Annotated in this window: 21 protein-coding genes; 15 read left to right on the top strand and 6 right to left on the bottom strand. The window is 47.6% G+C overall.

Annotation, left to right across the window (positions count from 1 at the left end; translation table 11 throughout):
* Window positions 1–7: 7 nt before the first annotated feature.
* The gene (locus B5Z18_RS21615) at window positions 8–304 is read right to left on the bottom strand and encodes a DUF2752 domain-containing protein (RefSeq protein WP_079471573.1); all 297 of its coding nucleotides are present in this window, start codon (window positions 302–304) and stop codon (window positions 8–10) included.
* A gap of 166 nt (window positions 305–470) precedes the next feature.
* Between B5Z18_RS21615 and B5Z18_RS21610 the strand changes: the two genes are divergently transcribed.
* The 6 genes from B5Z18_RS21610 to B5Z18_RS21585 all read left to right on the top strand — a co-directional run bounded on the left by B5Z18_RS21610 (window position 471) and on the right by B5Z18_RS21585 (window position 10311).
* The gene (locus B5Z18_RS21610; protein WP_227024441.1) at window positions 471–935 is read left to right on the top strand and encodes a ribosome maturation factor RimP; all 465 of its coding nucleotides are present in this window, start codon (window positions 471–473) and stop codon (window positions 933–935) included.
* 16 nt (window positions 936–951) lie between these two features.
* Entirely contained in the window at window positions 952–2199 is a 1248-nt protein-coding gene (nusA, locus tag B5Z18_RS21605) for a transcription termination factor NusA (RefSeq protein WP_079471571.1), read from the top strand.
* Window positions 2200–2329: 130 nt separating this feature from the next.
* Window positions 2330–6001 (top strand): translation initiation factor IF-2, encoded by a 3672-nt coding sequence (gene infB, locus B5Z18_RS21600; RefSeq protein WP_079471791.1) that lies wholly within the window; start codon window positions 2330–2332, stop codon window positions 5999–6001.
* A 219-nt stretch (window positions 6002–6220) separates the two neighbouring features.
* Window positions 6221–7603 (top strand): peptidylprolyl isomerase, encoded by a 1383-nt coding sequence (locus B5Z18_RS21595; protein WP_159454384.1) that lies wholly within the window; start codon window positions 6221–6223, stop codon window positions 7601–7603.
* 274 nt (window positions 7604–7877) lie between these two features.
* Window positions 7878–9605, top strand: a complete 1728-nt coding sequence (locus B5Z18_RS21590) for an amidophosphoribosyltransferase (RefSeq protein ID WP_227024442.1) — start codon at window positions 7878–7880, stop codon at window positions 9603–9605.
* A gap of 211 nt (window positions 9606–9816) precedes the next feature.
* The gene (locus B5Z18_RS21585) at window positions 9817–10311 is read left to right on the top strand and encodes a SixA phosphatase family protein (protein ID WP_079471568.1); all 495 of its coding nucleotides are present in this window, start codon (window positions 9817–9819) and stop codon (window positions 10309–10311) included.
* On the opposite strand, the gene proC is transcribed toward B5Z18_RS21585, so the two are convergent.
* Window positions 10308–11105: a pyrroline-5-carboxylate reductase gene (gene proC / locus B5Z18_RS21580; protein ID WP_079471567.1), complete on the bottom strand. Its 798-nt coding sequence runs from the start codon at window positions 11103–11105 to the stop codon at window positions 10308–10310. The genes B5Z18_RS21585 and proC overlap by 4 nt on opposite strands.
* An 88-nt stretch (window positions 11106–11193) precedes the next feature.
* On the opposite strand from proC, the gene B5Z18_RS21575 reads away from it, so the two are divergent.
* Window positions 11194–14484 (top strand): AAA domain-containing protein, encoded by a 3291-nt coding sequence (locus B5Z18_RS21575; protein WP_079471566.1) that lies wholly within the window; start codon window positions 11194–11196, stop codon window positions 14482–14484.
* 104 nt (window positions 14485–14588) lie between these two features.
* On the opposite strand, the gene B5Z18_RS21570 is transcribed toward B5Z18_RS21575, so the two are convergent.
* The gene (locus B5Z18_RS21570) at window positions 14589–15158 is read right to left on the bottom strand and encodes an NUMOD4 domain-containing protein (RefSeq protein WP_079471790.1); all 570 of its coding nucleotides are present in this window, start codon (window positions 15156–15158) and stop codon (window positions 14589–14591) included.
* 43 nt (window positions 15159–15201) lie between these two features.
* Window positions 15202–16269, bottom strand: coding sequence for a tRNA dihydrouridine synthase DusB (gene dusB, locus B5Z18_RS21565; RefSeq protein ID WP_079471565.1), 1068 nt, complete (start codon window positions 16267–16269; stop codon window positions 15202–15204).
* Window positions 16270–16453: 184 nt separating this feature from the next.
* On the opposite strand from dusB, the gene B5Z18_RS21560 reads away from it, so the two are divergent.
* The 5 genes from B5Z18_RS21560 to B5Z18_RS21540 all read left to right on the top strand — a co-directional run bounded on the left by B5Z18_RS21560 (window position 16454) and on the right by B5Z18_RS21540 (window position 19663).
* The gene (locus tag B5Z18_RS21560; protein ID WP_079471564.1) at window positions 16454–17398 is read left to right on the top strand and encodes a type II CAAX endopeptidase family protein; all 945 of its coding nucleotides are present in this window, start codon (window positions 16454–16456) and stop codon (window positions 17396–17398) included.
* A gap of 29 nt (window positions 17399–17427) precedes the next feature.
* On the top strand, window positions 17428–17679 hold the full coding sequence (locus B5Z18_RS21555) for a putative signal transducing protein (protein WP_079471563.1): 252 nt from the start codon (window positions 17428–17430) through the stop codon (window positions 17677–17679).
* Window positions 17680–17791: 112 nt separating this feature from the next.
* Window positions 17792–18676, top strand: coding sequence for a phosphatidate cytidylyltransferase (locus B5Z18_RS21550; RefSeq protein ID WP_079471562.1), 885 nt, complete (start codon window positions 17792–17794; stop codon window positions 18674–18676).
* Window positions 18677–18763: 87 nt separating this feature from the next.
* Window positions 18764–19417 (top strand): phosphatidylserine decarboxylase family protein, encoded by a 654-nt coding sequence (locus B5Z18_RS21545; RefSeq protein WP_079471561.1) that lies wholly within the window; start codon window positions 18764–18766, stop codon window positions 19415–19417.
* Between the two features lie 27 nt (window positions 19418–19444).
* Window positions 19445–19663 carry a hypothetical protein gene (locus B5Z18_RS21540; RefSeq protein WP_079471560.1) on the top strand — a complete coding sequence of 73 codons (219 nt, stop codon included), beginning with the start codon at window positions 19445–19447 and terminating at the stop codon, window positions 19661–19663.
* A gap of 39 nt (window positions 19664–19702) precedes the next feature.
* On the opposite strand, the gene B5Z18_RS21535 is transcribed toward B5Z18_RS21540, so the two are convergent.
* A complete protein-coding gene (locus tag B5Z18_RS21535; protein WP_079471559.1) occupies window positions 19703–20398 on the bottom strand; it encodes a YjjG family noncanonical pyrimidine nucleotidase in 696 nt (231 codons plus the stop codon).
* A gap of 95 nt (window positions 20399–20493) precedes the next feature.
* On the opposite strand from B5Z18_RS21535, the gene B5Z18_RS21530 reads away from it, so the two are divergent.
* From B5Z18_RS21530 to B5Z18_RS21520, 3 genes are all read left to right on the top strand, one after another.
* The gene (locus B5Z18_RS21530; RefSeq protein WP_079471789.1) at window positions 20494–21195 is read left to right on the top strand and encodes an SDR family oxidoreductase; all 702 of its coding nucleotides are present in this window, start codon (window positions 20494–20496) and stop codon (window positions 21193–21195) included.
* Between the two features lie 147 nt (window positions 21196–21342).
* On the top strand, window positions 21343–23286 hold the full coding sequence (locus B5Z18_RS21525) for a BatD family protein (RefSeq protein ID WP_079471558.1): 1944 nt from the start codon (window positions 21343–21345) through the stop codon (window positions 23284–23286).
* A 19-nt stretch (window positions 23287–23305) separates the two neighbouring features.
* On the top strand, window positions 23306–24088 hold the full coding sequence (locus tag B5Z18_RS21520) for a tetratricopeptide repeat protein (protein ID WP_079471557.1): 783 nt from the start codon (window positions 23306–23308) through the stop codon (window positions 24086–24088).
* Here the strand turns inward: B5Z18_RS21520 and B5Z18_RS21515 are convergent.
* Entirely contained in the window at window positions 24083–24829 is a 747-nt protein-coding gene (locus B5Z18_RS21515) for a LytR/AlgR family response regulator transcription factor (protein WP_079471556.1), read from the bottom strand. The genes B5Z18_RS21520 and B5Z18_RS21515 overlap by 6 nt on opposite strands.
* Window positions 24830–24844: the final 15 nt, after the last annotated feature.

Here is a 24844-nt window from a genome sequence, read left to right as displayed (position 1 = left end):
GTTGGGTTTATGATTGTTTGAAATCAGCGTATTGATACCGGGCCAGTTGAAGGATGCGATACAGCAGCACTACTACTACCAGGGGAGCAAGCCAGTGGTGTTGGATGGAGGCGGTCCATTGTCCGTGTAAAAAATAATGAATACCGTGACCTAATCCGCAGCCGGGGCAAATGGGGATACCTATATTTTTGAACAAACACAGGCTGCCTGCATTTTCGTCGGGCTTCATCACATACAGGAGGGTAAGGCCCAGGGGCCATGCCAGCAGTTCGATATTTATTTTTCGCCAGAAAGCGGTGGTCACGTCAGATATTTTAAAAATACATATGAATGATGGCAGAGCATCTTACACAAATATTTAGATACAAGTTAAAGAAATAGTTTTTCAATCAAAATAAAATCCTAATTTTGTAGAAGGAAAAATGATTCAAACGAAGGGGACGAGATATTGTCCCCTTCGCGCTTTTTGTATGGCAAACGAACACGTGATAAAAACTATCCGGGAGATGGCAGAAGGACTGCTGGCGAATGATCCCGACAATTTTTTGGTAGACATCAGAATTAAGCCCACTAACAATATCAAGCTCTTTCTGGACGGGGATAAAGGGGTGCCGGTGGCTACGCTGGTGTCATTCAACCGTCAGTTATATCCTTTGCTGGAAGCGGCTGAACTGTTCCCAAATAACGATTTCTCCCTGGAAGTTTCGTCCGCAGGCCTGGATGAACCGCTCAAACTGCACAGACAATACCTTAAAAATATTGGACGCAAAGTGGAAGTTACCCTGCTGGATGGCTCTGTAAAAGAGGGCACCCTCCAAACGGTAACCGAAGATGCTATTAATATCGAGGAACTGATTGGCAAGAAGAAAGAAAAGAAATCAACTGATTTAAAACTTAATGAAATAAAGCACACAAAGGTGTGCATCGTGTTTTAAAATATAACAACTAAACATGGCTAGTATTAACTTGATTGAGTCATTTACCGAGTTCAAGGAGGCGGAAAACATTGACCGTCCTACATTGATGAAGGTCCTGGAGGATGTGTTCAAAACGCTTCTGCGGAAAAAGTATGGCTCAGATGAGAATTTTGACGTGATTGTAAATACCGAAAAAGGTGACCTTGAAATATTACGCCGTCGAACCATTGTAACGGATGGGGAAGTAGAAGATGATAATGCCCAGATTGCCTATTCCGAAGCTATTAAGGTAGAACCGGATTACCAGGTAGGCGAGGATTTATATGAAGAGGTAGAGATCATGGATTTCGGCCGCAGGGCTATCCTGGCGGCGAAACAAACTTTATCTGCCCGTATCGGCGATCTGAAAAAGAACATCCTGGTAAAGAAATATGCCGACAAAGCAGGTGAAATTGTAAATGGTGAAGTATACCAGGTTTGGAAAAAAGAAGTTTTATTGCTTGATGATGAAGGGAATGAGTTAATTTTGCCTAAATCTGAACAAATCCCCACAGATTATTTCAAAAAAGGGGAGAACGTAAGAGCGGTGGTGAAGAAGGTGGAAATGAAAAACAACGCACCACTCATCATTCTCTCCCGCACACATCCATCCTTCCTGGCTAAATTGCTGGAAATTGAGGTGCCTGAGATCTTTGACGGGCTTATAGTGATCAAGAAAATTGTTCGTGAACCAGGAGAAAGAGCCAAAGTGGCTGTTGAATCCTACGATGACCGTATAGATCCGGTAGGAGCCTGTGTGGGTATGAAAGGAAGCCGTATACATGGCATAGTGCGCGAACTGAGAAATGAAAATATAGATATCATTAACTTTACCACCAACATTCAATTGTTGATTCAGCGTTCATTAACACCCGCCAGGATCAGCCGCATGGAAGTGGATAACGAAAACAAATACGCTTCCGTTTACCTTAACCCCGACCAGGTATCACTGGCTATCGGTAAAAAAGGAGTAAACATTAAGCTGGCTTGTGAACTGACTGGTTTTGAGATTGATGTATTCCGTGATGAAGCGCAGGAACAGTCTGAATTTGATATCGATCTGGAAGAATTCTCGGATGAAATCGAAGAATGGATAATAGATGAGCTTAAACGAATAGGTTGTGACACTGCCCGCAGCGTATTGGAGCTGACCGTTGAAGAACTGGTTCGCCGTTCCGATCTGGAAGAAGAGACAGTGCAGGATGTAAGAAGAATATTACAGGAAGAGTTTGACAAAGAATAAAGCCGAGCCACAACCCTTCCCAGGTAAAGGCCTTATTAGAAAGGGAATTGATTTTTTCGAGTTATTGTTTAAACGTAAAAAAACATCCCGTTTTGAAGAAACGGGAAACAGGGGAGGCCCGAAATACGATATGCCTGAAACAACAAACAACACACCACGATTGCTGGCTGCAGCCAAAGAGTTTAATATTGGTAAGGAAACCCTCATCGATTTCCTTGGCAATAAAGGCTTTGATATGGACGGCTTTGGTTCTCCCAATGCCCGTCTTACGGCTGTTATGTACACAGCACTGCAGTCGGAGTTCCAGCAGGACAAGGCTAACAAGCGCAAAAGCGACCAGATAGCCCTGCCTAAAGGAAGCGTGTTAGAAACGATGAAGAAGAAAGAGAAGGAGGAAGCGGAAGCGGCGGCTAAAAAGAATACCACTAAAGAAAAAGAAGAGGCAGCTCCTGCTCCTAAACAGGAAGCAAAACCTGAACCTAAACCGGAACCAGTTAAGGAAACTCCTAAACCGGAACCGCAACCACAGGCGAATGTTGCCCAGGCAACCCCGCCTCCCGCAAAGGAAAAAGCTGAACCGAAGCCTGAACCACCCGTTGTTACAGCTCCCCCTGTTGCGGAAGTTCCCAAAGCACCGGCAACGCCTCCTCCGGCAGAACCAGACGCAGTGAAGAAAACGGATTCGCCGAAAATCAACGGCCCTAAAGTAATCACCACTATCGATCTGGACGCCTTAAACCGCAATAAAAAACCAGTTGCTAAAAAAGCAGACCAGGAAGAAACCCCGGCTCCGCAACCAGAAGCAGTGAAACCACCGGTAAAAGAAGAAAAACCGGCTCCCGTTACACCCGCTCCTCCCGTTGCTGAAAAACCGGAACCTAAACCCGTTCCTGCCCCTCCCGTACAGGAAGCAACTACAGCACCAACTGAGAAACCAGTTGAGAAAGCTGATAAAGCTGAAAAAGTGGAACAGGCCCCTAAAGCCGAAACCACTCCACCGGCAGAGAAAGTAGCGAAAACAGATAAGACCGATACGACAGAAAAAACGGAAAAAGCCGCACCGGTTGAAGATAAACCTGTAGTTAATAAAGTGGAAGAAGTATTACAAGAGGCAAAACCGGCTGCAGTCAAAGAACCGGCGCACATTCCTGTTAAACATGTCGTAAAGACGGAAAATCGCAAACCCTCTACTGCCGAAAACACCCCACCAACACCTCCTCCCGCAGCCCCACAGGCACAGGACGAGGCATCTGGTGCTGCTGTGATTGAAAATATCCAGGCCGAAAAATTAACCGGCCCTAAAGTAATCGGCAAAATTGAGCTGCCAGTTCAGTCTGACAGACGCGATAATAATAAGAACAGCAACTTTAGCAGGGACGAGAAACGCAAACGCAAGCGTATCATCGTGGAAAAGAAACCTGAACCCGTTCAGCCTAAAGACTTTAAAGAAGGTGACCGCAAAGAAGGCGGCGCCCCAGGCGAACATCGCCCGCATCAACATGGTGGACAAGGCGGCAACCGCCCTCACCACAATGATAACCGCGGAGGTGGACATCAGGGCCAGGGCGGCGGAAATCGTCCGCAAGGCGATAACCGTAACCATAACCGTCCGGGCGGCGCCAACACAGGCACCGGCGGCGGTAACTACAACAGACCTGCCGGACAAGGCCAGGGTCAGGGCGGAGGCTATAACAGGCCAGCCGGACAAGGCGGTCCAGGCGGCGGAGGTAACAGACCAGCCGGACAGGGTGGCGGTTACAACCGTCCAGGCGGCGGACCAGGTGGTGGTGGCAACAGACCCGGACAAGGCGGAGGCTATAACAGGCCAGGCCAGGGTCAGGGCGGCTACAACAGACCAGGTCAGCACCGCGGTGAGGATAAACGTACTACCGAAGAAAAAGAAATCGATAAGAACGAGATCCAGAATAAGATCAAGGAAACAATGGCCAAGCTCGGTGGCGGCGGTCGCGGTAAAAACGTGAAAGCTAAACACCGCAGAGAAAAACGTGAAGAAAGAGCCAACCAGAAAATTAACCAGGGCGATGGAGACAACAAACTCCAGGTAACAGAATTCGTTTCTGTATCCGAACTGGCTAACCTGATGGATGTAAGCTTCGCGGAAGTTATCTCTAAATGTATGGGCCTCGGTATCATGGTATCTATCAACCAACGCCTCGATGCGGAAGTAATAGAACTGGTGGCCGGCGAATTCGGATACGAAGTTGAATTCATTGGTCTGGAAGATGCAGAAGAAACCGATGATGAAGATGAAGTAGACGATCCTGCAGATCTGGAACCACGTGCACCGATCGTAACCATCATGGGTCACGTCGATCACGGTAAAACCTCCCTGCTCGATTACATCCGGAGTGCAAACGTGGTAGCCGGTGAAGCCGGTGGTATCACCCAGCACATCGGTGCGTACCAGGTAACAACTGCCAGCGGCAAAAAGATCACCTTCCTGGATACTCCGGGTCACGAAGCGTTTACCGCAATGCGTGCCCGTGGTGCCAAAGCAGCAGATATCGCTGTAATCGTGATCGCTGCTGATGATGCTATCATGCCGCAAACAAAAGAAGCAATCTCCCACTCACAGGCGGCCGGGCTGCCAATGGTATTCGCTATCAACAAAGTGGATAAAGAAGGCTCCAACCCTGAGAGAATCAAAGAACAACTGGCCGGCATGAACCTCCTGGTGGAAGACTGGGGCGGTAAATACCAGAGCCAGGAAATATCTGCCAAAAGCGGGTTAAATATCGATGTGCTCCTCGAAAAAATATTACTGGAAGCGGAACTGCTGGAATTGAAAGCCAATCCCGACCGCGAAGCCTCCGGAAGTATCGTGGAAGCTACCCTGGATAAAGGTCGCGGTTACGTTGCCTCCCTCCTGGTACAAAATGGTACCCTCCGTCAGGGCGATACCATCGTATCCGGCTCCTTCTTCGGAAAAATCAAAGCCATGTTCAACGAACGCGGCCAGAAAATGGAAGAAGCAGGACCATCCATGCCAGTACAGGTACTCGGCCTGAATGGTGCGCCACAGGCAGGTGAGAAGTTCAAGATGTACTCCGAAGAATCTGAAGCCAAAGAAGTGGCTAACCGCAGAGCACAAATCGTTCGTGAACAAGGTATCCGTACCAAGAAACATATCACCCTGGATGAAATCGGCCGTCGTTTGGCTCTGGGTAACTTTAAACAGCTCAACCTCATCATCAAAGCCGACTTTGATGGTTCCGTAGAAGCATTGAGTGACTCCCTGCAGAAACTGTCTACCGAAGAAATCGTGATCAGTATCGTTCATAAAGCAGTAGGTCAGATTACAGAATCCGACGTATTGCTGGCAACCGCTTCTGACGCCATCATCCTCGGATTCCAGGTACGACCTTCCTCCCAGGCTGCCAAGCTCGCGGAGAAAGAGAATATCGAAATCCGTAACTACTCCATCATCTATGACGCGATTGATGAAATCAAGAGCGCGATGGAAGGGATGCTGGAACCAAAAATCGAGAAGAAAGTGGTGTGCAACGTTCAGGTGCGCGAAACTTACAAATTCGAGAAGGTTACCGTGGCAGGTTGCTTCGTTATCGATGGCAAGCTGACAAGAAACACCCGTATCAACGTGGTGCGCGACGGTATCGTGGTTCACACCGGCGAACTCGGCTCACTGAAACGTTATAAAGATGATGTGAAAGAAGTGGCCGCCAACATGGAGTGTGGTTTGAGCGTTCGCGGATACAGTGACCTGAGACCTAACGATAACATCGAAGGGTTTGAAGAAGTAGAAGTGAAGAGAACTTTATAAGAAGCCTGTAGCCCAAAACTACCCGCTTTAAAATAACATACAGCGAAGAAAAGAACGATCCGTAGTGTAAAACCTATCATCGTTATTTTCTTCGCTGTTTTTTTGGCTAAGATGCTTATGGCTAAAAGGCGGCAGCTTATCTAAACTTTTGTTAAATCCATCGACATTCCCTATGCTACTGACTTTTAAATGGTTATTTTTGGTTTTTACCGCTTTTGTATGAAGAAACTTTTAGCATTATCCGCAGGCGCTTTGCTGCTATGGCAGGCTTCTACGGCCCAGAAACTGGTGGCAGACAAGATTATCGGGGTTGTAGGGGATAAAATTATCCTCAAATCCGATATGGACGGAGCACTCAGCGATCAGCAACACAACTCGCCCGATGGCAATCTGGCGCCCGATGCTGCGTGCAAAACACTGGAAATGCTGATTTCCCAGAAAGTAATGGTGTTACAGGCGGAAAGAGACAGTTTACCGGTAAGTGACGGCGACGTGGAAGCCCAGATGGAAAACCGTATCCGCTACTTTGAATCCATGTACGGCAGTAAGGAGAAAATGAAAGAAGTTACCGGCTACTCCATTTACCAGCTCCGCGAACGCTTCCGTCAGCCTATCAAAGAAGGTTTGCTGGCCCAGGCAATGCGCAACAAGATCATTGAACCGGTAAAAGTAACGCCATCAGAAGTAAAACGCTTCTTTGACGCCATCCCGAAAGATAGTCTTCATTTTTACGAGTCAGAACTGGAAATAGGTACCCTCGTGCTGCAGCCCAAAGCTACCCGCGAAATGGACCAATACGCCATCGACCGCCTCCTCGATTTCAAAAAACGTGTTCAGAATAAAGAATCCGATTTCGGCTCCCTCGCTATCCTCTACTCCGAAGATCCGGGCGTAAAAGATAACAAAGGCGTATACACCCTGAACCGTAACGATAAAAATACCTGGGATCCCGACTTCCTGGCATCCGCTTTCCGTTTGAAAGAAGGAGAAATTTCCTCCCCGGTGAAGTCGCAACACGGATACCACCTGATCATGATGCTGAAACGCTCCGGCGATAACGTTACTGTACAACACATCCTCGTAAGAGCCGCAGTAACCAAATCCGACCTGGCAGGCAATACCGCCAAACTGGATTCTATCCGTAAAAGCATCGTGGCTGGCAAAATCACTTTCTCGGAAGCAGTAGCCAAATACAGCGACGCGCCAAGCGCCAAATTTGATGGCGGTATGATGCAGTCCAAAACAGGCGACGGAAGCACCCTGATCACCATCGACCAGCTGGATGACCCTACCGAAAGGGATATCGTAATGATGCTCGATACCCTGAAACCAGGTCAGATTTCCGCCCCGGTACAGTTTACAGATGAAAACGGCCGCACAGCAGTACGGATCGTGTACCTGAAAACACGTACCCAGCCGCACCGCGAAAACCTTACAGATGACTATTCCCGCATCCAGCAAAGAACACTGGATATCAAACGCGCGGAAGCCATCAATAAATGGCTCATCGAAAAGATCCCGACCTTCTACGTACACGTAGACGATCAATACAAAGAATGTAATCATATCAGCCAGTGGATGGCTGCACTTGCCAAGCAATAATCAAACTATTTATATAAAGCGGAGATAGGAGCGGGAGCTTTTATCTCCGCTTTTTTTATGCCCTGATACTGAATAGGCAAAGGCTGATAGCTTTACCAATCGCTTTCTGGTTTTCTCCTTTTTTGGCGTACCTTTGCGACTTCAATTTTCTGCCATGAGTGATGCGATCAAACATGAATGCGGTCTGGCATTTATAAGATTAAGAAAACCGTTTTCCTACTACCAACAAAAATATGGGAGTGTTTTCTATGGGCTGAACAAACTATACCTGCTCATGGAAAAACAACATAACAGGGGCCAGGATGGCGCTGGTTTGGCTACCGTGAAACTGAACACCGAACCAGGCGTTCCCTTTATGCACCGCATCCGCAGTGCTGCTCCGCAGGCCATCGGAGATATTTTTGCGAAAGTACGTGACGAAATACAGGAGATAGAAAAATATCAGCCGGAAATCACCAAATACCCCGGCCTGATGAAAGGCCATGTGCGTTTCCTTGGTGAACTCATGATGGGACATATCCGTTATGCCACCCAGGGTAAAAACAACGTGGAACTCTGCCATCCTTTTGTACGCTACAACACCATTCCTGCCCGCAACCTCGCTATGGCAGGAAACTTTAACCTGATAAACACCGATGAACTGTTTGAGTTTTCCAAGGCACAACCTGGTGAAGTTCACAAAAACAGTGATCTGGCCGCCATGCTGGAAGTGGTACACCATTTCCTCGCCAAAGAAGACAATGAAGGCAGCAACGACCTGGATATCAAAAAGATTCTCCAACAGGCATTTTCCATGTTTGACGGAGGGTACCACACCTGCGGCCTGATCGGCTCCGGTGATGCTTTCGTGATCCGCGATGCACACGGTATCCGTCCTTCTTACTATTATATTAATGACGATGTAATTGTAGCTGCCTCAGAAAGGGCCGCGATCCGCACTACCTTCAACGTAGGCGAAAATGAAGTACTGGAACTGATGCCGGGTAATGCGCTGATCGTTAAAAACAACGGCGACTACTCCATTGAACAAATTCTCGAACCCAAAGAACGTAAAGCCTGCAGCTTTGAAAGGATTTACTTCTCCCGTGGTAACGATGAAAAAATATACAAGGAACGTACTGATCTGGGCCGTCACTTATCCGGTACCGTATTGAAGGCCATCGACAATGACCTCCGCAATACTATCTTCTCCTTTATTCCAAATACTGCTGAAGTAGCCTTCTATGGCCTGTTAAAAGGACTGGAAGAATATCTCAACAAAATAAAAGTAGAACGCATCCTCTCCTGGGGTAACGATTTTGATGAGGAAAAGCTTACCGAAATGGTGAACCGCCGGATCCGCATCGATAAAATAGCTACCAAGGACGTGAAAATGCGTACGTTCATCACCGAAGACTCCAGCCGTAATGAAATGGTACAACACGTGTACGATATCACCTACGGTAAGGTAAGACCCGGTATTGACTCACTGGTGGTAATTGATGATTCTATTGTACGTGGTACCACCCTGAAGGAAAGTATCGTGAAGATGCTGGACCGCTTAGGACCCAAAAAGATCATCATCGTATCTTCTGCCCCGCAAATCCGCTACCCGGACTGCTATGGTATTGATATGAGCAAGATGGGCGATTTCGTAGCCTTCCAGGCGGCCATTGCCCTCCTGAAAGACCACGGCAAGGAACACATCCTGAATGAAGCCTATGGCCTCTGTAAGGAACTGCAGCGTACCAACACCCTTCACGCACAAAACGTAGTGAAGAACATCTATAAGCCGTTTACCCCGGAACAGATCTCTGCCAAGATTGCGGAAATCCTTAACCCTGGCGGTATTAAGGCCGAAATAGAAGTAATCTACCAATCTATCGAAAGCCTCCACCTGGCTTGTCCGAACAACCTGGGCGACTGGTACTTTACCGGTAATTACCCTACTCCGGGCGGCAACCGTGTAGTGAATAAAGCATTCATGAACTATATGGAAGGCAAAAACGAAAGAGGATATTAATCGTATAAATAATCAGAGATCTGGTCATTTAGCTATCAGAAGAGTCCTTCTTTTGAGCTGAATAATCAGATCTCTTATTATTTAAATGACTAATTGTTTTCATGTTAATTTTATCTTAAATAACCTCTCGTATTCTGACTGTATAAGTCTAACAAGTTAACTTCCTGTAAAATCTGTATTTTCGTTATAGTTAATTATAGGTTTTCAGCCCATGAAAACATTACTACTTATACGTCATGCTAAATCCAGCTGGACCGATCCGGACATGGATGATTTCGACCGGCCCCTCAATAAACGGGGAAAAGCGAACGCGCCCGAAATGGCGCAACGCCTTATTACCCGCGGCATGGTGCCGGAATTAATTATTTCCAGCCCCGCCAAAAGAGCCAGATCCACCGCTAAAATAATGGCAAATGAGTGGAGCTATCCCAAACAGGCTATCCTGCTGGAAGAAGAACTGTATCTCTGCTACGCTGCCACCTTTCTGAAGGTGATTACCAAAATTGATGACGACTTCGGCGCCGTGGCCATCTTTGCCCATAACCCAGGCATCACCGATTTTGCCAACTACCTCACCGAAGAAATCAGGATAGATAATGTACCCACTACCGGTATCTTTGGTATCCAGGCAGACACCGATAGCTGGAAAGATTTTGACCTGGCAAAGAAAAAGTTCCTCTTCTTCGAGTATCCCCGTAAAGATTAGTCTTTCACAATTTTATTGTAGGAAGCAGTAATTCCCTTGATCAGGGAAGAACTGAAGCCCTGGTGTTCCATTTCGTTGAGACCTGCAATAGTACAGCCTTTGGGCGTGGTTACCTTATCTATTTCCTCTTCCGGATGACGGCTTTCTCGGATCAGCAGCTCTGCGGCGCCTTTTACCGTTTGTGCGGCAATTAAACTGGCAGTACGCACATCAAATCCAATTTCAATTCCTCCCTGGATATTTGCGCGGATGTAGCGCAGCGCAAAGGCAATACCACAGGCGCCCAGCACCGTAGCAGCATCCATCAGTTTTTCATCAATGGCTACTGTAGCGCCCAACTGGTCGAACATCGTTTTCACATACCGGATCTGCTCTTCGGTGGCATGTTTGTGGGCAATACAGGTGATAGATTCCTGGATGGCAATGGCCGTATTAGGCATAGCCCGCACTACCGGCATGCCGGGTACCACATGTTCCAGGTCGTCGATGCTAACACCGGTAACCACGCTGATCAGTATATGTTTTGCCGGGTTAAAGGAACCCTTGAACTCCTGCAATACCTCCCGCACATTGTACGGTTTTAAAGCCACCACAATTATTTCCGCTTCGCGGATGGCAATATCATTATCCGTTTCTATCCGCACACCTGCGTCACGCAGGTCGGTAAGGGTACTGGTGTTACGCTTGGTAACGATGATATCGCCTGCCTTTGAAAACCCGCTCTTCAGCAATCCCTGGGCGATGGCCGATCCCAGATTTCCTCCACCTATAATGGCTATTTTTTTGGCTGACATAAAAAATGAAGATTACATTATAAATCGTAAGAAAGGTATAACAAATGCTGCATCCATGCAAACGGCAACGATTCATTAACTTGCGGACATGCAGGCATTACAGACAGCAACTGCGTTTTACGCCAGGATAAAAGAAGCCCACAGCATTTCGGATACGGAAGATAAAACCCGTCACTATAAACAGATCCTGGAGATCCTTTTCCGGGAACTGACCCGCAAGGAAACCCGCTCTTTCGGGAACCTGTTTGCACGCATGCAGTTTTATTTTGACCGGCAATCCGTTCCGCCGGACATCCATCAGCAGCTGACAGCACTACGCATACTAACCAACAAGGCTACACGGGGTATGTTTCCCCTGCAGGACGCAGAACACCTCCTGTGCATCAAAGCCCTTACAGAATCTGTTGCCTGGTGCTATCAGTCAACGCCGCCGGCAGAACTTACCGCGCTGTACGCCCCCACGGGATCACATAAATTATCGCTCGCATGGCAACACCGCCCCGGCAGCCTGGCACTGCTGAAATGCATGGTTACCGCCGTAGGCACACTTACCACCAGCGCGCTGGGAAAATACACCCTGCTGCTGGATGTGAAAAATGATGAGCAGGGCGATTTTCAGCTGCTGCTGGAACATATGGATCCTGTAGCAGTAGTATCCCTGCATGGCTTGCTGCGGCCTTACGACACTATTCATGTACTCCACTGCCGCCAGGGCGCCAGCGGACACGAATACACCACCACCAGCGAAAGCCAGGTGGTGCTGGAGCCGGATCTGCTGATAGATATCAGCGACCTGGCGGAATGCTTTACCCATAAAGGACCTAACCGGTTATTATATCTTGTTAAAAAACTCACTCCCCAGCAATCCAGCCCGGCGGCATTTAAAGGAAACCTGGTAAATGCCCTGCTGGATGAAATGCTCCGCAACAGGGAAATAGATTTCAAAAGCTCATTTGTGGAAGCAGTGGCCGAAAACGTGCTACAGGCAGCCGCTTACGGCCGGGAAAAGATCAACGAAATGTTCCGCGATATCCGGCAACAACACTGGGGCAACCTGCATAATACTGTAAAGGAACTACAGGATAAACCGGTGAGGATAGAACCCACCTTTTTCTCCGCCCAGTACGGCTTGCAGGGGCGACTGGATCTTATGGCGGAAGATGATACCGATGAATACCGGAAGGAAATTTTTGAACTGAAAAGCGGGAAATGCCCCGACTTCAACACCTGGAAGAACCATGAAATGCAGGTAGTGGGCTATAATCTCCTGCTGCGCTCTGCTTTTGGCCGGCAACGCAAGGGGAGTTCTGCCATCCTGTATTCAGCCGCTACCACCAATCCGCTGCGGAACGTGAGCAGTACCCATCACACCGAAAATGATTTACTGTTGTTACGCAACGAAGTGGTGGGGATGCTGCTGCGGCTTGCAGGAGGGGAGTTTGAAATACTGTCCGCCATCACCACCGCAGCGGCGATTGGCCTGCCTTCCTTCAGCACGGCGCATTTCACCACTTTTGAACAAGCCTGGCAAACGGCGCCACCCGTAGCAAAAGCCTACTACCACGAATTCCTGGCCTTTATGCTGCGGGAATATCTCCAGGCAAAATGCGGGATGTTTTCAGAAATTAACCGGGAGGAAGATGCCGACGGCTTTGCAGCGCTATGGCTGCAACAGGAAAAAGATAAACTTTCCCGCTTCAATATTATACCGGGGCTACGCTTCCGGGAATTTGACACCGTTAACAGTTCCGTGTTATTTGATATAGTCGTTCCCGTTAGCCATAACTTCCGCAGGGGAGATACCGCTATCATTTATCCGCGTACCAGCACGGAATTACAGCCTTTACAACAACAGCTGCTGAAGGGCAGGATAGAAGATCTCGGAAAAAACCAGCTGAGCTTCTCCCTGAATAACCGGCAGATGACGCTCGACTTTTTCCGCCAATTTGATGAGTGGATCATAGAACATGATATTTACGAATCCAACTACTGGATAGCGGCGGCTTCGCTTTTCCATGTGATTTCCCCGCTTTACCGGGAGCGTACCAATATGCTGCTGGGCCTCGCCACGCCCCGCTGGTACCCTTTGCAGCACACCACACCGGCCATGTTTAACCCTAACCAGGAACAGCTGGTGAAGCATGCCCTGGAGGCGCAGGATTATTACCTGTTACAGGGGCCGCCGGGCACCGGTAAAACATCTTCCATGCTTACAGCTATAGTGGGGGAGATGGTAAAACAGGATCACTATGTGATCATTGTTGCCTTTACCAACAAGGCAGTAGAAGAAATATGCCATAAGCTGACGGCTAAAAATATTACGCACCTGCGTATGGGCGGGCGTAACTCAGACGCCTCGCTTACCCTCCGGCAATATTGCCTGGAAGGCTCGCTGGATGAAGCGCGCAATTATATTACCAGTCACCGCGTATTTGTTGCCACGGTAGCCACTATGGCTACCCGGCTGGAGCAGCTCACGATGATGGGGATTCCTACCGATACCTTAATTGTGGATGAAGCTTCGCAGTTAACAGAGCCACAGCTCCTGGGGCTGCTGATGCCCTTCCGTAAATTTATCCTGATAGGGGATCAGAACCAGTTGCCGCCGGTGGTGGCGCAGGAAGAATATTTCTGCCAGGTGAAAGCGCCCTGTTTACAGGAGCTGGGTATCCGGGATTTGCGGACCTCTATTTTTGAGCGACTGATACAACGCTGTAAAACCAGCCACTGGCGCCATGCCTGGGGTATGTTGAATACGCACTTCCGGATGCACGACAACATCGCAGCATTGGTAAATCATTACTATGCGGGGCAGTTATCTTCCGGAAGGGAAGAGCAAAAAGCCGGTTTCGATTTGTATGCCGGTCATGAAAATTTGGGATGGGAGCGGGTTTTGTCTTTAGGAAGAAAAATATTTATTGGCAGTCCCTATGAGCCGAGTTCCAAGATGAACAGAACGGAGGCGAAGTGGGTGGTATCGCTGCTGCGTCACCTGAAGGAGCGTTACGGTGCGGGTTTCAGCAAAGATACCGTGGGGGTGGTTACGCCGTGGCGAACACAGATCAGTCTTATCCGGGAATTGATTGCGGATGATGAAGCACTGCAGGACATCAATATTGATACGGTAGAGCGGTTCCAGGGTTCTGAAAACGATATTATCATTGTGTCGCTGGCGGTATATCATGCCGCGCAGGTGCAAACGTTGCAATGCCTGGGGCAGTTTAACTGGGAAGAAGAGGTGATAGAGGTAGACCGGAAGTTGCTGGTAACGTTGTCGCGTGCACGAAAACAGGTGATATTGCTGGGATATGAGCCGGTGTTGCAGGATAGCGCCCATTACCGGAGGGTATTGGGGGAAATGAGCAGAGGCGTGCTCTAACGGTGGATACTATACGTAATACGCTGCCAAGTAACAATGGCCATACGGTTGGTATGGCCATTGTCAGACAACATCATATATGATCAGTCCTGGTAAACCAGGCTTTAATCCAGTGTAACGTGCCCCCAGTTTTCACCGCTTTTAATGCGGTAGAGCTGCATTTCACTGATATCGAACTGTTCAGCGATTTGCTTCATTGTTTTTTTGCCGGGTTTATTCAGCAGGCGTTTGATGCTCTTTACTTTGGTAACATTCAGTTTGAGTCCTTTCACGCGGTTGCGTTGCTTTTCCTTATAGGCAAGCTTGGCGGGGCTTTTTTGCTGATGTTCTTCCATTTCCTCTTTGGTGGCCCATTGGAGGTTGGAGGCTTTATTATTCTTTTTATCGTAGTCCAGGTGTATCACATATTTATGTGCCCGTCCTCCTTTTTTGCTGAAAAGTTTCGCCACTTCCCGGTGAAGGTAGAGTGACTGGTAGCTATCTGCAGGCTTTACGTTTAATACCGTATAGCCTTCTACGGTAGACCCCGTGAGCAGCTTACCATCTTCGGTACTTTCATGATAACTGATCACTCTCCCCATGTTTGAAACAGCGTATTTTTTACGCAGGGCAGATTTGTTTTTAATCTGTAAGTCTTTCCAGACTTCATTTTTCAGATTTTTAATTGTGGTCATGTGAAAGTAATTTTTATTTTTTTTATATCCTGGGGTAATCCGTTTATCCGTAAACGTTACAACCGGCCATTTCATTATCAGCCGGCAGAAAATCGTGTGCAGCTAATTGGGGAGCGGCCCTCTCGAATATATGGTCCTTGTATTGTAACACAACCGCGTCTAGTACTTCCTCAATCTCAGCTAATGTATTGTAAGTTACTAATTGTTGTCTGAATTCCTTTATATGCGGCAAACCTTTGAGGTAATTTGTATAATGCCGGCGCATTTCCAGTATGCCTACTACTTCACCTTTCCAGGCAACTGACTGGTGAAGGTGTTTTTTGCAAACTTCTACTCTTTCCAAAACAGTTGGCAGGGGTAAATGTTCGCCCGTCTTCATAAAATGCTTGATCTCCCTGAAAATCCATGGATAGCCGATGGCGGCTCTTCCGATCATAACACCATCCACGCCATATTTCTGCCTGGCAGCAATTACCTGTTCCGGCGTACATATGTCACCGTTACCAAAGATAGGAATTTGTATGCGCGGATTGTTTTTTACTTTTCCGATGAGGGTCCAGTCGGCGCTGCCTTTATACATCTGAGTACGTGTACGGCCATGAATGGTAAGGGCTTTGATTCCTACATCCTGGAGCCTTTCCGCTACGTCTTCAATATTTTTGGTGTCGTCGTCCCAGCCGAGGCGGGTTTTAATGGTTACCGGCAACCTGGTTGCCTTTACTACGGCGGCCGTAAGTTTTACCATTTTAGGAATATCCTTCAGGATGCCGGCGCCGGCGCCTTTACAGGCTACCTTTTTAACCGGGCAGCCGAAGTTGATATCCAGCAGATCAGGATTAGTGGCTTCCACAATTTGCGCGGCCAGCGACAGGGACTCTTCATCTCCGCCGAAAATCTGGATTCCTACCGGACGTTCGTAGTCGAAAATATCCAGTTTCTTGCGGCTTTTGATGGCGTCACGTATCAGTCCTTCCGAAGATATGAACTCTGTATACATGAGATCGGCCCCATTATCCTTGCACACCGCACGAAAAGGCGGATCGCTCACATCTTCCATGGGCGCCAGTAATAAAGGGAATTCTCCCAATTCAATATTTCCTATCTTCACCATAATTTATATAACCACAGCAGCTTTTGCCGGAGTTATTATTTTAATATTTTATATACTATTTCTTTTACAAGCAGGATTTCTTTGCAGTAACGGCTATCGTTCAGCAGTTGCGGTAAGCGGTAAGCATCTGCAAAAACTTAATTTCGCGCTGTAAATTTACGCAAAAAAAATACAGTATCTTCTTATGTCCGGTTATCTGAAGCAGTCGCCCGTTTCATTGCAGTTTGTCTCTTTCCTGGGCTTTTCCTTTGGGTTCTTTGCCCTGTACCTTTATGCGCTTCAGGCGATTACGCCGGGTGTTACCGGTCAAACGCTGGAAGCGCTCCAAACCGGTACGCTTACAGACCCTAACTCGATCGGCTATCTGAAAATAACACAATTCCTTTATACCGTAGTCGCCTTCTTTGTACCAGCGGCGCTTTTTGCCTACCTGTGGCAGCCTTATCCGCTGAAATACCTGGGGCTTAAAACGCCTGGCGGGTTGCAGGTTATACTGGCGCTGCTGGCCATGTACGGTAGTTTGCCCTTAGCCAGCCTCCTGGGTGAATGGAACGAAACCTGGCCGATTTCCCAATCAGCCCGTGACCTCCAGGATATGGCGGAAAAACTGCTGGGCGTTATGCTGAAGATGCCTACCCTGAAGGATCTTTTCATCAACCTGGTACTGGTAGCCATTGTACCGGCTATTGCGGAAGAACTGTTTTTCCGCGGCGTTTTACAACGGCTCATTATTAAAGCTACCGGGAAGGTATGGCTGAGTGTATTTATCACTGCTATCTTATTCAGCGCCATCCATGGCGAAATGCTGGGTTTTCTGCCCCGCGTGCTAATGGGTTTTGCACTGGGCGCTATCTATGTTATCAGTGGCAACCTGTGGTTAAGCATCTTCGCACATATCCTGAACAACGGGCTGCAGGTAACCCTGCTGTACCTTTTCCAGCACGGCATGATAAAGGATGACCCCATGAAAAACACACCCGTGGCATGGTATTATATTGTCTTAAGCGTTCCTGTAACCATTGGGCTGTTTTGGGCGTTAAGTAAAAAATCAACCCCCTTGATGACAGACCCGGTGAGTAAAAAAGATGGGGAAGAAGTAGACGAAATTGGAACAGACGAAAATTTGTAATCTTAATAAAAGACACTAAAACAATCATTATGGAAAAAGGCTGGGTTAAAATTTTTTCGAGCGACAGGCCCTTTGAAGCCGAAATAGTAAAAGGTATGTTACTGGATAATGACATTGAGGCAGTGCTGCTCAACCGTCAGTCGTCTTCTTACAATATCACCCTGCCGGGACAGGTGGAACTGTATGTGCATGAATCGATGGAAAAATTGGCCAAAGACCTGGTGCACAATCATAACAATCTGCCTACCGGCGATCCTAACCAGATAGAAGGGGAAGAATAAGTGACAGCACCCGCGGGTGGCGCCCTCCCGGCAGTTCCCTGAACGGGATTTGCTCCGTAGGGTATTTTTATCCACTTTTGCGGGTAGAACTTAATCAACAGATATAACCATAATGAAGACATTTTTCACCCGCACTGCCTCTGCGCTTGTGTTTGTGGCAGTAATGCTGGGAGGGATCCTATGGGCCGACTATACTTTTTTCCTGCTTTTCTTCCTGATAGGCTGTTTTGCCCTCCAGGAGTATTTCAGGTTGCTGCGTGGAATAGATGCCGATTATGCCGGTGTTTCATCCTGGCATAAATGGGGCGCTACCATTGCAGGAGCCGCCATCCTGCTTACTTTTACCGGAGATAATTTTCAGATAGGGGGCATCCCCACCGGGCTTATCGGCTGGTGGACAGCCGTTATTTTCCTGTTGGTGATGCCTTTGGGAGAAGTGCTTATGAGTAAAGATTTCTCTTTAAAGAATATCGGCTACTCGGCTATCGGGTTACTGTATGTGATCATCCCGTTTGGGTTGCTGATCCATATCCGGATGAATGCTATCAACATTCACTATACCCCGGAAAACGTAGGTACCGCTCCCGGCTGGCTTATTCCTTTACTGCTCATCATATTCATCTGGATTAACGATACAATGGCTTATATAGTAGGGTCGCTGATAGGGCGCACGCCTTTTGCCCCTGCTATTTCCCCTAAAAAAACCATCGAAGGCACAGTAGGGGGAATGATCCTCGCGGTAGCCACTGCCGGCATTTATGGCCACTTCTGGGGCTATCAGTACCTCGCGTTGCAACACTGGATAGCGCTGGCCCTCATTGCCGCCATATTCGGTACCATCGGCGACCTGATAGAATCCAAACTGAAAAGGATGGCCGGCGTGAAGGATTCCGGCCGGATTATGCCCGGCCATGGCGGTTTCATGGACCGGTTCGATTCACTGCTGCTGGCGGCTCCCTTCGCCTGGATCTACGTTCAGTTCTTTATGATGCACTAACGTAACATTCGTATGCGAAAAAAAACTGAATTGAAGTAACTTCGCATCAAGATTAAACACATAAATCAATCATCTAATAAAAAAACAATGAAGATCCATCGTGAAGGATTTGCTACCATTTCCCTTGTATTCCTGGTACTGGCGTTAATAAACGGAGCAGTATTTTATTGGTTCGGTAACGCGCCGGCACTGTGCTGGACGGTATCCATTATCTCCATTGCGTTCTTCCTGTTCATCGTTTCATTCTTCCGTATTCCCTCCCGCCAATATACAACAGGTGATTCGCTGGTGGTTTCTCCCTGCGATGGTAAAGTAGTGGTAATTGAAGAAGTATATGAGCCGGAGTATTTCAAGGATAAGCGTTTACAGGTGTCTATTTTTATGAGCCCTGCCAACGTGCATGTAAACCGGAACCCTATCAGGGGTACCGTGAAGCTGTCGCAATACCACGCCGGTAAATACCTGGTGGCCTGGCATCCAAAGTCTTCCACTGAAAACGAAAGGCATTCCGTGGTAATCGGCAACGGTAAAACGGATATCCTGGTAAGACAAATCGCCGGCGCACTAGCCCGCAGAATTGTGAACTACCTGAAACCAGGCATGGAAGTAGGTCAGAATGAAGAAATGGGCTTTATCAAGTTCGGTTCCCGTGTGGATCTTTACCTGCCTATCGGTACGGAAGTAGCGGTACAGCTGGAACAGGTGGTACAGGGCGGTATTACAGTTATTGCCAAAATCTAGTATCTTTAATAGCTAAACGGCATCATTATGATAAAGAAAGCTTTTACCGGTATAGCCGCATTACTGCTGATAGCAGGCGTAGCGCTGGCACAGGAAAAAACCAAAGCAGCTGCCAAAACGAAAAAGGATTGTTCCGCTGCCTCGTGTAAAACTACTGCCAAAGGTAAAAGCTGTTGTCAGCAGCCGTCTAAAACCGCCAGCCTGAGAATGGCTGCCGCTACCAAAACAAAAGCGAAAGCACAATAAAGAAAGAAGGAGATGCGGTTATCCACATCTCCTTCTTTTTTACAGAATATTTCTCAGCTCCCGAAGGTGCCCGATCACATAAGTAGGTTGAAAATCCACCGGTGGTTTAGCCGGGTTAAAATATACCTGGTCCATTCCCACACCGTGGGCGCCCTTGATATCCAGCTCCATTGCATCTCCGATCATAATACTCTCTGTAGCGCTGGTATTGGCTTTGCCGATGGCGTAATCAAAAATTTCCCGGTAAGGCTTTAAGCTTCCCGCCACTTCTGATGTAACGATATGTGTGAAATAATGATCAATCCCCGCATTTTTCATTTTCAGCAACTGTGTTTCCTCGAAACCGTTGGTGATCATGTGCATGGGGTATTCCTTTGCTGCCAGGTATTCCAGCGTTTCCTTTGTTTCGGGGAATAATGCTTTTTTATACGGCAGTATTTCCAGGAATTCATCGCTGATTTTCTGGGTCAGTTTTTCATCTCCTATTTTAAAATCAATCAGCGTAAGACGGAAGCGTTTATCGCGCAGTTCACGGCGGGTGATAAATCCTTTGCGGAAGCGATCCCACAGGCGTTCATTATGCTCCACATAAGAAACGGAAAACGCCTCAAAAGATGGTATTCCCCTGCTCTCTAAAGCATGGCTGTTGTACAGCTCCAGCAAAGTTTCCTGTTCATTTGTTTCAAAGTCCCAGAGGGTATGGTCCAGGTCAAAGAAAAGATGTTTGTATTTCATGACTGCGCAAAGGTACAAAATACCTCAGAGATGGTTGAAAGGCGCCGGTGTATTCAAAGTAAATTCCTTATTTTACTGCATTAATGAAAGAAACTATGAATGCAGTAATTACGGGCGCCAGCAAGGGGATCGGAAAGGCTATAGCGGAAAAACTGGCGCTGGAAGGATTTAATGTGGCCATTTGTGCGAGACATGCAGATACACTGGCTTTGGCCAAAGCGGATATTCAGCGGAAAAACCCGGCGGTAAGCGTGCTGGCAGAGGTGGTGGATATGGGAGATAAAGCACAGGTACTGGCTTTTGCAGATAAAGTTAACGCAGCATTTCCGCAGGTGGATATACTGGTGAACAATGCCGGTATTTTTGTGCCGGGCGCCCTTCACCAGGAAAAAGAGGGGCTACTGGAAAAGATGATGGCGGTGAATGTATACAGCGCTTATCATCTTACCAGGGCATTATTACCCGCTATGATCGCCCGGCGTAAAGGATATATTTTTAACATGTGTTCCACTGCCAGCTACCGTGCATACCCCAACGGCGGTGCTTACAGTATTACCAAATACGCCCTGCTCGGTTTTACAAAAAACCTGCGGGAAGAGCTTAAGTCGCACTACATCGGGGTTTCGGCGGTAAGTCCGGGCCCTACTTTAACCGCTTCCTGGGAAGGCTTTGACGCGCCGCCCGACAGAATGATGCCCCCCGAAGATATTGCCAGCGTAATATGGGCCGCCTGGACAATGGCCAAACAAACAGTTGTTGAGGAAATTGTACTGAGACCCATGTTGGGAGATATTTAAACATCTTATTATATTGGCTTTTTAGCGGGTAGAAATTGTTCTTTCTCCAGATAACTAAATAAGAACATATTAAAATGTTTTAACTAACTTTTAACGGGGCCTTACAGCGCTTCCGGCGCGGCTTTGGTTAAATTTGTTGACATAATTATGATGTACAGATTTTGCATAAGGAAGTGTATTTACGCCATTTTGATTTGTATAGGACTGGTAGCTTGTGCCCACGCACAGGAATTCCGCTTTACTACCACTGTGAGCAATAATGCCGTGACGCAGGATGAACCATTCCAGATCCAGTTTATGCTGGAAAACGGCGTAAACGTCTCCAGCTTTACTCCCCCCAGTTTCAAGGATTTTGAAGTACTACAGGGCCCTTCTCAAATGCAGGGTCAATCTATTTTCAATGGAAAACGGTCTGAATACATTGCACTAAGTTACCTGCTGCAACCCAAACATGTGGGCAGCTTTACCATCGCTGGCGCCCAGGCCCGCGTAAATGGAAACATCGTTAAATCAAACCCGGTTTTAATTGAAGTCAGAAAAGGCAATGCACAGCAACAGCAGCAGGCGGCGCCTCCCTCTGCCGGCTATCCGCCACACCGCGGACCATCCGGTGGTAATGAAGATATCCAGGAAGGTATCCTGAAGAAAGGAGAAGACATCAATGAAAAACTAAAGAAGAATATTTTCCTGAAGGTTGAAGTAGATAAAACCAATTTATACGAAGGCGAGCAACTAACGGCCACGTATAAACTTTTCACCCGTCTCCCTACCAATTCCAGCGTTACCAAAGTACCCGCATTCAAAGGATTTTCCGCTAAAGATATTGAGCTGCCAAACCCGCCACAGGCTACTGAAGAAAGGGTAAACGGCATTCCGTATAAAGTATTTACCATCCGCAAAACATTGCTTTTCCCACTGCAATCAGGCGCCCTGGAACTGGATCCTGTAGAAGTGGATAACCAGGTACGTCTTGTGAAAATGGTGAGCAAAAAAGGCGGCAGCAGAGGCAGGGATCCTTTTGAAGATTTCTTCAATGACCCGGCATTCAGAGATCCTTTCTTTGATGATTTCTTTAACCGTCCGGAAGTGGAATACCAGGATGTTCCCTACAAAATTCAGAGCAACCCGATAAAGATCAATGTTAAACCCGTTCCGGTTGACGGGCGCCCCCTCAGCTACAATGGCGCAGTGGGTAAATTTAACATGACTGCCGTAGTGGACAAAAAGAAACTGACCACGGATGACGCCCTCACCCTGAAGGTTACCATCAGCGGACAGGGTAACGTAAACCTGCTGAATTCCCCTAAGGTTGAAACACCTACAGGCTTTGAAAAATATGATCCGAAAGTAACCGACGACATAGAAAAAAACAGCAACCCGCTTTCCGGCAGCCGTACTTTTGAATATGTGCTGATGCCACAGGAAGCCGGCGATCATACCATCCCGGCAGTAGAATTCTCTTACTTCGATCCCGTCGCCAACACCTATAAAACACTCCGTTCCCAACCTTTCGATATCCATATCGAACAGGGCAAACATATTAAGCAGGATAAACAGGATTATGGCACCGGTAAAAATGAACTGGTGAAAAATGAAACCGGTATCCTCGACTGGACACGTAATCACAGCTGGTTTATTCTCAGCCCGTGGTTCTACATCCTGCTGTTATTACCGCTGCTGATAGCCGCAGGGATTATTTTCTACAAACGCCGCAGGGACTATAACACGACCAATGCAGCTGTGCTGAAACACCGCTATGCCAATAAGGTAGCGCTGAAAAGACTGGAACTGGCCGCGCGCTATCTGAAAGAAGGGAAGGACAAAGCATTTTATGAGGAAACTTCCCGCGCCGTTTGGGGGTATCTCAGTTCCAAACTGAAAATCCCAATGGCCGATCTCAGTAAACAACTGATACAGGATAAGCTGAGCGCCCGTCATATCAACGGCAGCAATACGCACGACCTGTTTGCCCTGATCGATAATTGTGAAGTGGCCTTATATGCACCCGGACAGGATAACCGTAAAATGCAGGGTACATACGAACAGGCGGTGAGCATCATCACCAACCTGGAAGATGCGTTGAAGAACTAACTACTTAACGAAAGGCGAAATGCTGAACTACAGAAAAATTAAACCGGTATTATTGGCTGCTATATGCCTGCTCTCTTTTACCCTGAGCCGTGCACAAACGCCGTTACAGAATCAGCAACAACGGTTTGAAGATGCGAACAAGCTCTTTAACCAGAGTAAGTTTACAGAAGCCGCCAGGGTTTATCAGCAGTTGCTGGATGAAGGTCATACACAGAAAGCACTTTACTTCAACGCCGGTAATGCCTGGTATAAAGCAGGTAAAACCGGACAGGCTGTTTATAACTATGAGAAAGCACTGCAGCTGTCGCCAAACGACGCTGCGGTGAAACATAACCTCGCTATCGCTAATCAGAAAGTGAATGGTTTTGTGGAAGAGTTGCCGATGGTATTTTTTCAGCAGTGGTGGTTACAGCTCCAACATCTTCATAAAGCCAATGGCTGGGCAGTAGGCACCATCCTCTTTTTCTGGCTGTTTATTGCCGCTGTTATGCTCAATGTATATATCCCCGGATGGAGAAACAAATTTTTACGCTGGGGCACTTATGTGTTGGGAGTATTGTGTGCGTTATACCTGGTCATGTCTGTAGATACTTACCTGTGGTCCAATAACCATGAAGCAGGAGTTGTAATGAATGGTAACATCCGGGCGAAAACATCGCCAGACGAAAACAGCAAGGATGCTTTTGAGGTGGGAGAGGGCATGAAAGTGCGTATCACCGATGCCACGCGCGACTTCTGTAAAATTGAACTGGCCGATGGAAAAAACGGCTGGATCAGTTGTAATTATATCAAACGGTTATAGTCTTTCGATGCGTTGCAGAAAATCCTGTTTCTTATCCCGTGCCAGTGGCACACTGTAGCCATCAGACATGATGATCTCCCCGCCATCTCCTTTAATATATTTCTCCATAAAAGACAGGTTGATAAGGAAGCTGCTGTGCACGCGGAAAAATCCTTTATCGGCCAGCCATTGCTCCATTTCCACAAGTGTGCGGCATACCATCACGGGCTTCTCCGGCTCCTGTAAATGCAACCGGGTTTGCGTGCCGGCGCCTCTGCAATAAATAATATTCTTCGCAACTACCATGCGCAGGCCATCTGAGGTAGGCAGTGCCAGTCGTTCGTCCTGGTTGAGGTGCTGTTGCAAAAAGTGGAGGAGGTCATCTACTTTTCCCGCGGTAACGAGGGTAGATTGGGAGCCGGCTTTTTCCACCGCATCTTTCAGTTCCTGGCTGTCGATAGGTTTCAGGAGATAGTCTAACGCGCTGTGATGAATTGCCTGCAGGGCGTATTGATCATAAGCAGTAATGAAGATAACGGCAAAGGAATGATATTCACAGGCTTCCAGCACCTGGAAACCATCCATTCCCGGCATTTCAATATCCAGGAATACCAGTTCGGGATGTAGTTCATGAATGGCAGTCAGGGCTTCAGGACCACTGCTGCAAACGGCTTGTACAGAAACGTGCGGGCAATACCTCTCTAACATCATGTGCAGTGCATCCCGACTATGCTTCTCGTCGTCCACGATAATGGTACGCATTTGAGATCAGATTAT

This window comes from Chitinophaga ginsengisegetis (assembly GCF_900168065.1).
GTDB classification, from domain to species: domain Bacteria; phylum Bacteroidota; class Bacteroidia; order Chitinophagales; family Chitinophagaceae; genus Chitinophaga; species Chitinophaga ginsengisegetis.
Note: the sequence above shows the minus strand (reverse complement) of the source record. Positions and strands in the feature narration are given on the sequence as shown.